Origin of the sequence: Phenylobacterium sp., from assembly GCF_046290725.1 — a bacterium.
GTDB lineage: Bacteria > Pseudomonadota > Alphaproteobacteria > Caulobacterales > Caulobacteraceae > Phenylobacterium.
Genome location: NZ_JBKBUH010000007.1, coordinates 24,308 through 31,463, shown reverse-complemented (window position 1 = coordinate 31,463; position 7,156 = coordinate 24,308). Strand labels below are relative to the sequence as shown.

At 68.4% G+C, this 7,156-nt stretch carries 10 protein-coding genes; all 10 read left to right on the top strand.

What is annotated here, in order from left to right; genetic code table 11:
- Positions 1 to 167 precede the first annotated feature (167 nt).
- The 10 genes from ACK41C_RS20600 to rpsC all read left to right on the top strand — a co-directional run bounded on the left by ACK41C_RS20600 (position 168) and on the right by rpsC (position 7,149).
- Complete coding sequence (locus tag ACK41C_RS20600; RefSeq protein ID WP_409658583.1) at positions 168 to 1,652, top strand: adenosine deaminase family protein; 1,485 nt, start codon at positions 168 to 170, stop codon at positions 1,650 to 1,652.
- Positions 1,653 to 1,742: 90 nt separating this feature from the next.
- Complete coding sequence (locus ACK41C_RS20595; RefSeq protein ID WP_409658580.1) at positions 1,743 to 2,573, top strand: GIN domain-containing protein; 831 nt, start codon at positions 1,743 to 1,745, stop codon at positions 2,571 to 2,573.
- 298 nt (positions 2,574 to 2,871) lie between these two features.
- Positions 2,872 to 3,180, top strand: coding sequence for a 30S ribosomal protein S10 (rpsJ, locus tag ACK41C_RS20590; RefSeq protein ID WP_110449816.1), 309 nt, complete (start codon positions 2,872 to 2,874; stop codon positions 3,178 to 3,180).
- A gap of 12 nt (positions 3,181 to 3,192) precedes the next feature.
- Entirely contained in the window at positions 3,193 to 3,948 is a 756-nt protein-coding gene (rplC, locus tag ACK41C_RS20585) for a 50S ribosomal protein L3 (protein WP_409658577.1), read from the top strand.
- Positions 3,948 to 4,586: a 50S ribosomal protein L4 gene (gene rplD / locus ACK41C_RS20580; protein WP_409658574.1), complete on the top strand. Its 639-nt coding sequence runs from the start codon at positions 3,948 to 3,950 to the stop codon at positions 4,584 to 4,586. Before rplC ends, rplD begins: the two co-directional genes overlap by 1 nt.
- A complete protein-coding gene (locus tag ACK41C_RS20575) occupies positions 4,586 to 4,885 on the top strand; it encodes a 50S ribosomal protein L23 (RefSeq protein WP_409658571.1) in 300 nt (99 codons plus the stop codon). Before rplD ends, ACK41C_RS20575 begins: the two co-directional genes overlap by 1 nt.
- 4 nt (positions 4,886 to 4,889) lie before the next feature.
- Positions 4,890 to 5,726, top strand: a complete 837-nt coding sequence (rplB, locus tag ACK41C_RS20570; protein WP_409658568.1) for a 50S ribosomal protein L2 — start codon at positions 4,890 to 4,892, stop codon at positions 5,724 to 5,726.
- Between the two features lie 3 nt (positions 5,727 to 5,729).
- Positions 5,730 to 6,008, top strand: a complete 279-nt coding sequence (rpsS, locus tag ACK41C_RS20565; protein ID WP_409658565.1) for a 30S ribosomal protein S19 — start codon at positions 5,730 to 5,732, stop codon at positions 6,006 to 6,008.
- 2 nt (positions 6,009 to 6,010) lie between these two features.
- Entirely contained in the window at positions 6,011 to 6,391 is a 381-nt protein-coding gene (gene rplV / locus ACK41C_RS20560) for a 50S ribosomal protein L22 (RefSeq protein ID WP_409658562.1), read from the top strand.
- Complete coding sequence (gene rpsC, locus ACK41C_RS20555; RefSeq protein WP_409658559.1) at positions 6,391 to 7,149, top strand: 30S ribosomal protein S3; 759 nt, start codon at positions 6,391 to 6,393, stop codon at positions 7,147 to 7,149. Before rplV ends, rpsC begins: the two co-directional genes overlap by 1 nt.
- Positions 7,150 to 7,156 lie beyond the last annotated feature (7 nt).

Below are 7,156 nucleotides of genomic sequence, written 5' to 3'. Positions count from 1 at the left end.
GAAGGCGGCCGTACGGTGGGCGCCGGCGTCGTGGCCAAGATCGTCGAGTAGACCTCGCACGTATCCGAAGCTTCGGCTGACAATCAGGCCGCCGGGTCACTCCCGGCGGCCTTTTTGTTTGACTCGACTCCCGACCTTTGGCGGCTTCTCCCGTCATGGAGGGGGCGATGCGGGGATTCTTGAAATGGGCGGCGGGCCTGGCGCTCGCCCTGGCGGCGGGCGGCGCCCAGGCGGGACCGGATCTCGCCAACATGACCCACGGCGAGCTGACCGCCTTCACCAAGGCGATGCCCAAGGGCGGGGAACTGCACAATCACGTCGCCGGCGCGATCTTTCCCGAAACCTTCCTGGCCTGGGCGGTGGAGGACGGGCTCTGCGTCGACGTCGAGGCCCTGGCGCTCCGTCCGCCCTGCGAGCCGGCGGGGAATCTGAAATCCGCAGCCGCCGTGTTCGCCGACGACGCCCTGCGCTCGGCCCTCTATGACAGCCTGACCACGCGCCATCCCGGTTTCCGCGACCGCTCCGGCCACGACCAGTTCTTCTCCGCCTTCGCCCGCTTCGGCGCGGCCGGCCAGCGGCGTGGCGGAGACATGCTGGCCCAGGTGATGGAGGATCTGGCGCGCCAGAACACCTTCTATCTCGAAGCCATGGTCACGCCTCAGGGCGCCTCGTCCACGCTGCTGGGTGCGAAGGTCGGCTGGAAGGGCGATTTCGCCGCCCAGGCCGCCGGCAATCTCGAGGCGGGGCTGGGCGATCTGGTCGCCGCCGCCGTGACCGAAACCGACGCCCTGGAGGCGCGCGCCCGCGAGGTGCTGAAGTGCGGGACCGCCGAGCCCATGGCCGGATGCCAGGTGACGGTGCGCTACCTGGTTCAGACAAACCGCGTCGCGCCGCTCGCGGCCACCTTCGCCCAGCTCCAGCTCGGCGTGGCGTTGATCCAGCGCGACCGGCGCTGGGTCGGCCTGCAGATGGTGGCGCCCGAGGATCATCCCTCGGCGCTTGCCAACTATTCCGAGCACATGCGGATGGTCGCCTTCCTGACCGACGGGGGGCGACTGGCGCCGGCGGCCCTGCACGCGGGCGAGCTGAGCTTCAAGTACGCCACACCCGGCGACCTGCGATTTCATGTGGCCGAGGCGGTGCGGGTCGCCGGCGCGCGCAGGATCGGCCACGGCGTCGACCTGCCGCATGAGGACGGGGCCGAGGCTCTGGTCGCCGAGATGGCCGAAAAGGGCGTGCTGGTGGAGGTGAACCTGACCTCCAACCACGTGATCCTGGAGACGTCGGGCGAGGCGCATCCCTACGCCTGGCTGCGCCAGCGGGGCGTGCCGGTCAGCCTCTCCACCGACGACGCTGGAATCCTCCGCATCGACCTTTCGCACGAGTACGCTCGCGCGGCCCGCGAGACCGGCGCCGGCTATGACGACCTGAAGCGCTCGGCGCGCAACGCCATCGCCTTCTCCTTCCTGGCCGGGGAGGGCCTCTGGCGCGACCCGAACGCCTACCGGAAGCCGCATCCGGCCTGCGCCGGTCAGATCGGCCGGGCCGAGCCGCGGCCGGGCCGGTGCGCGGAGCTGATCTCCGCCAGCGACAAGGCGCGCGAGCAGTGGCGCCACGAACACCTGCTGGCCCGCTTCGAGGCCGGAAGATGACCGGCAGGTCATGACCTCGATTTAAGCTGACCCCTTGAAATCCAAGGCTTACGGTCCAACCAGACAATTCAACCAGATCGGAGCAGACCGATGCGTCTTCTGAGCTTGTGCGCCGCTGGCGCAGTCCTCGCAGCCGCCGGCGCAGCCCAGGCCGCCGAGGTCGAGGTCAAGGACGCCGTGGTGCGGGTGACCGTCATCCCCGAGGCGCGCAGCGACATCAAGGTGGAGGTGGTCCGCACCCATCCGAACCTGCCGCTGCAGGTGCGCAGCCTGGGCGGAAAGACCATCGTGGACGGCGACCTCGACCGAAAGATCAGGAACTGCAGCAAGCGGGGCGGCCGAGTCGTGGTCAACGTCTCCGGCGTCGGCGAGGTGGCCTACGACCAGATGCCTGAGATCGTCATCCGCACGCCGCGCGACGCCGATGTGGAGGCCGGCGGCGCGGTGTTCGGCTCCGTCGGCCGCTCGGCCAATCTCGAAATCTCCAACGCCGGCTGCGGCGACTGGGCCGTGGCCAATGTCGACGGCCGCCTGCGGGCGAACCTGGCGGGTTCCGGCGATCTGCGGGCCGGGACCGCTGGGCAGGCGCGTCTTCGCGTGGCCGGGTCGGGCGACATCCGCACCAAGGAGATCGCCGGCCCCTTGCAGGTGGAGGTGGCCGGCTCGGGGGACATCTGGGTGGCCTCGGTCGCCGGCGACCTCGACGTGAAGATCGCCGGCTCCGGCGACGTGACCGTGGCGGGCGGGGAGGCGGGCGCCATGACCGCCTCCATCGCAGGCTCCGGCGACGTGAGCTTCGACGGCGTGGCCCAGAGCCTGAAGGCCCGGGTCGCCGGCTCCGGAGACGTCCGCGTCCGGGAGGTCCGGGGCGAGGTCTCCAGGGCGGTGATCGGCTCGGGCGAGGTGCGGGTCGGGCGCTGACGCGCCCCGCCTGCCTGGCCTTGACGAAGGCGAGTCGCCCACGTATAGACGCGCCTCCTGTTGGACCGGCTGTGCGAACCGAAGTGATTTGGAACGCAGACGCGGCCCGCGGAACGGCCTGATTGCAAGTGCAAGCTAGCGTATCGGGGTAGGGCCCAAGCGAAGTTCGCTCGGGCCTCATGCTGTTTTTGCGGACTTTCGCGTACGGACGTCTCGGAAGAGGCGCTTCGGGTTGGTCTTTGAAATGGTCAAAGTCACGCGGACGGACCGCCGTCTGTAGGGGAAACTGAAGAGCGATATGGATCGTCAGAACATCCGCATCCGGCTCAAGGCCTTCGATCACCGCGTGCTGGACCATTCCACGCGCGAGATCGTCAACACGGCCAAGCGCACCGGCGCGACCGTCCGGGGGCCGATCCCCCTGCCGACGCAAATCGAAAAATTCACCGTCAACCGCTCGCCGCACATCGACAAGAAGTCGCGCGAGCAGTTCGAGATCCGCACGCACAAGCGCGTGCTCGACATCGTCGACCCCACCCCGCAGACCGTGGACGCGCTGATGAAGCTCGACCTGTCCGCCGGCGTGGACGTCGAGATCAAGCTCTAAGGGGATCGGTCAATGCGTACCGGATTGATCGCCAAGAAGCTGGGCATGGCGCGCTTCTTCGACGAAGCGGGGACCCATGTGCCGGTGACCGTGCTCAGCCTCGAGGGCTGCCAGGTCACGGGCCAGCGCACGATGGAGAAGGACGGCTATGTCGCCCTCCAGCTCGGCGCGGGCGCCAAGAAGCCCAAGAACACCTCCAAGGCCATGCGCGGCCACTTCGCCAAGGCTCAGGTCGAGCCCAAGCGCGAACTGGCCGAGTTCCGCGTGAGCGAGGACAACCTGATCGAGGTGGGCGCGGAATTCACCGCCGACCATTTCGTGCCCGGCCAGAAGGTCGACGTCACCGGCGTCACCATCGGTAAGGGCTTCGCCGGCGCCATGAAGCGCTGGAACTTCGGCGGCCTGCGCGCCACCCACGGCGTGTCGGTGTCGCACCGTTCCCACGGTTCGACCGGCAACCGCCAGGATCCGGGCCGCACCTTCAAGAACAAGAAGATGGCCGGCCACTACGGCCAGGAAACCGTCACCACCCTCAACCTCACCATCTGGCGGGTCGATGCCGAGCGCGGCCTGATCCTGGTGAAGGGCGCCGTCCCGGGCGCTGAGGGCACGTTTGTGAAGATCCGCGACGCGGTGAAGTCGGCCCGCCCGGCCGAGGCTCCGCTGCCCGGCGCGCTGCGCAAGGCGGCTGCGGCCGAGGCTTCGGCCGCCGAAGCTCCGGCGGCGCAAGACGCCGAGGCGCCTGAAGCTGGGGGCGAGAACCAATAATGAAACTCGACGTCATCAAGCTTGACGGCGGCAAAGGCGGCTCCATCGAGCTGTCGGACGCCATCTTCGGCATCGAAGAGATTCGCGGGGACATCCTGCAGCGCGTCGTCACCTGGCAGCTCGCCAAGCGCCGCGCCGGCACCCACAAGATCCAGGTCCGCAACGAGGTCTCTCGTACGGGCAAGAAGATGTACAAGCAGAAGGGCACCGGCGGCGCCCGTCACGGCTCGCGCCGTGCGGCCCAATTCGTCGGCGGCGCCAAGGCCCACGGCCCCGTGGTTCGCAGCCACGCCTTCGACCTGCCCAAGAAGATCCGCGCCCTGGCCCTGCGCCATGCGCTCTCGTCCAAGGCCAAGAGCGGCGCGCTGATCGTGCTCGACTCCGCCGCCGTGGCCGAGCCGAAGACCGCCGCCCTGCGCGCCAGCTTCGAGAAGATCGGGGTGAAGAACGCCCTGGTCATCGCCGGCGCCGAGGTGGACGGCAACCTGAAGCTCGCCGCCCGCAACATCCCGAACGTGGACGTGCTGCCGAACGCCGGCCTCAACGTCTACGACGTGCTGCGTCGCCAGACGCTCGTCCTGACCAAGGACGCGGTGGAAGCGATCAACGCGCGTTTCGCTGAGAAGGAAGCCGCGTAATGGCCGACCCCGTCGCCCGCCACTATGACGCGATCCTGTCGCCGGTGATCACGGAAAAGGCCACGCTGCTCTCCGAGCAGAACAAGGTCGTCTTCCGGGTCGCCAAGGACGCGTCCAAGGACGAGATCGCCGCCGCCGTCGAGGCGCTGTTCAAGGTCAATGTCACCAAGGTCAACACCCTGGTGGTCAAGGGCAAGACCAAGCGCTTCCGCGGTCGTCCCGGCCGTCGTTCCGACGTCAAGAAAGCGATCGTGACGCTGGCCGAAGGCCAGTCGATCGACATCACCACGGGGCTCTGATCCGATGGCTCTGAAGCAGTTCAATCCGACCTCGCCGGGCCGCCGCGGCCTCGTGCTGGTCGACAAGTCCGAGCTCCACAAGGGCAAGCCCGAGAAGTCGCTGGTCGAAGGTCTGACCAAGTCCGGCGGCCGGGGCGGCGGCGGACGCGTGGCCGTGCGCTTCCGCGGCGGCGGCGCCAAGCGCCTGTACCGCAAGGTGGACTTCAAGCGCCGCAAGTTCGACGTGCCGGCCACCGTCCAGCGCCTCGAATACGACCCGAACCGCACCGCCTTCATCGCGCTGATCAAGTACGAGGACGGCGAACTGGCCTATATCATCGCCCCGCAGCGCCTGAAGGCCGGCGACGTGGTGATGGCCGCGGCCAAGGTCGACGTGAAGCCGGGCAACGCCGCCCCGCTGAGCGGCCTGCCCATCGGCACCATCGTGCACAATGTCGAGCTGAAGCCCCTCAAGGGCGGCCAGATCGCCCGTTCGGCCGGCGCCTACGCCCAGCTGGTCGGCCGCGACGCCGGCTACGCTCAGATCCGCCTGAACTCGGGCGAGCTGCGCATGGTCCCGGACAGCTGCATGGCCACGGTCGGCGCGGTGTCCAACCAGGACCACATGAACGAAGTGCTGGGCAAGGCCGGCCGCGCCCGTCACAAGGGCCGCCGTCCGCACGTCCGCGGCGTCGCCATGAACCCGGTCGACCACCCGCACGGCGGCGGTGAAGGCCGCACCTCGGGCGGCCGTCACCCGGTCACGCCTTGGGGCCAGCCCACCAAGGGCCGCAAGACCCGCACCAACAAGGCGACGGACAAGTTCATCATCCGCTCGCGTCACGCTCGGAAGGCTCGCTAAGCCATGACCCGTTCTGTCTGGAAAGGTCCGTTCGTCGACGGATACCTGCTCAAGAAGGCCGACAACGCTCACGCGTCCGGCCGCAAGGACGTGATCAAGACCTGGTCGCGCCGCTCCACCATCATGCCGCAGTTCGTCGGCCTGACCTTCGCGGTCCACAACGGCCAGAAGCACGTGCCGGTGCTGATCAGCGAAGACATGGTCGGCATGAAGCTCGGCGAGTTCGCGCCCACCCGGTACTTCCCGGGCCACGCGGCCGACAAGAAGGCCAAGAGGAAGTAGTCATGGCCAAGCAAGCGAAACCCCGGCGCCTGGGCGGCGCGGAGGCCATGGCCAAGGTCACGGCGATCCGCATCAGCCCGCGCAAGCTGAACCTGGTGGCTCAGTCGATCCGCGGCCTCAAGGTGCAGCGGGCCCTGAACGAGCTGGAGTTCAGCCACAAGCGCATCGCCCGCGATGTGCGCAAGGCGCTCTACTCGGCGATCTCCAACGCCGAGAACAACCACAACCTCGACATCGACAACCTGGTCGTGTCCGAGGCCTTCGTGGGCAAGAACCTGGTGATGAAGCGCTTCGCGGCCCGCGCCCGCGGCCGCGCCTCGCGCATCCAAAAGCCGTTCTCCGAGATCACGATCGTGGTCCGCGAAATGGGTGAGGCCGCCTGATGGGTCAGAAAGTCAATCCGGTCGGGCTGCGCCTCGGCATCAATCGCACCTGGGACTCGCGCTGGTTCGCGAAGAAGGGCGAGTACGGCAAGCTGCTGCACGAAGACCTCAAGGTCCGCCGGGAGCTGAAGAAGCGCCTGGGCCAGGCCGGCGTCTCGCGCATCATCATCGAGCGCCCGCACAAGAAGTGCCGCATCACCATCTATGCCGCGCGCCCCGGCGTGATCATCGGCAAGAAGGGCGCGGACATCGACAAGCTGCGCAAGGACCTGTCGGTCCTGACCGAGGGCGACGTTCATCTGAACATCGTCGAGGTGCGCAAGCCTGAGACCGACGCCCAGCTGGTGGCCGAGAACATCGCCCAGCAGCTCGAGCGCCGCGTCGCCTTCCGCCGCGCCATGAAGCGTTCGATGCAGTCGGCCATGCGCCTGGGCGCCAAGGGCGTCCGCATCAACGTGTCGGGCCGCCTGGGCGGCGCCGAAATCGCCCGGATGGAGTGGTACCGCGAAGGTCGCGTGCCGCTGCACACCCTGCGCGCCGACGTCGACTACGGCTTCGCCGAAGCCAAGACGACCTACGGCATCATCGGGGTGAAGACCTGGATCTTCAAAGGCGAAGTGCTCGATCACGATCCGATGGCGCTCGACAAGCGCCTGGCCACCGAGTCCGGCCCGGCCGGCGAGGGCGGCGGGCGTGAGCGCGGGGATCGTCCCGACCGCGGCCCGCGCCGTGATCGCCGCGAACAAGCCGGAGCCTAAGTCAGAG

Coding starts and splice junctions, on each gene's coding strand:
- rpsJ (WP_110449816.1), top strand. CDS start 2,872: ATGGATCGTCAGAACATCCGCATCCGGCTCAAGGCCTTCGATCACCGC.
- rplD (WP_409658574.1), top strand. CDS start 3,948: ATGAAACTCGACGTCATCAAGCTTGACGGCGGCAAAGGCGGCTCCATC.
- ACK41C_RS20595 (WP_409658580.1), top strand. CDS start 1,743: ATGCGTCTTCTGAGCTTGTGCGCCGCTGGCGCAGTCCTCGCAGCCGCC.
- rplB (WP_409658568.1), top strand. CDS start 4,890: ATGGCTCTGAAGCAGTTCAATCCGACCTCGCCGGGCCGCCGCGGCCTC.
- rplV (WP_409658562.1), top strand. CDS start 6,011: ATGGCCAAGCAAGCGAAACCCCGGCGCCTGGGCGGCGCGGAGGCCATG.
- ACK41C_RS20600 (WP_409658583.1), top strand. CDS start 168: ATGCGGGGATTCTTGAAATGGGCGGCGGGCCTGGCGCTCGCCCTGGCG.
- rplC (WP_409658577.1), top strand. CDS start 3,193: ATGCGTACCGGATTGATCGCCAAGAAGCTGGGCATGGCGCGCTTCTTC.
- rpsC (WP_409658559.1), top strand. CDS start 6,391: ATGGGTCAGAAAGTCAATCCGGTCGGGCTGCGCCTCGGCATCAATCGC.
- rpsS (WP_409658565.1), top strand. CDS start 5,730: ATGACCCGTTCTGTCTGGAAAGGTCCGTTCGTCGACGGATACCTGCTC.
- ACK41C_RS20575 (WP_409658571.1), top strand. CDS start 4,586: ATGGCCGACCCCGTCGCCCGCCACTATGACGCGATCCTGTCGCCGGTG.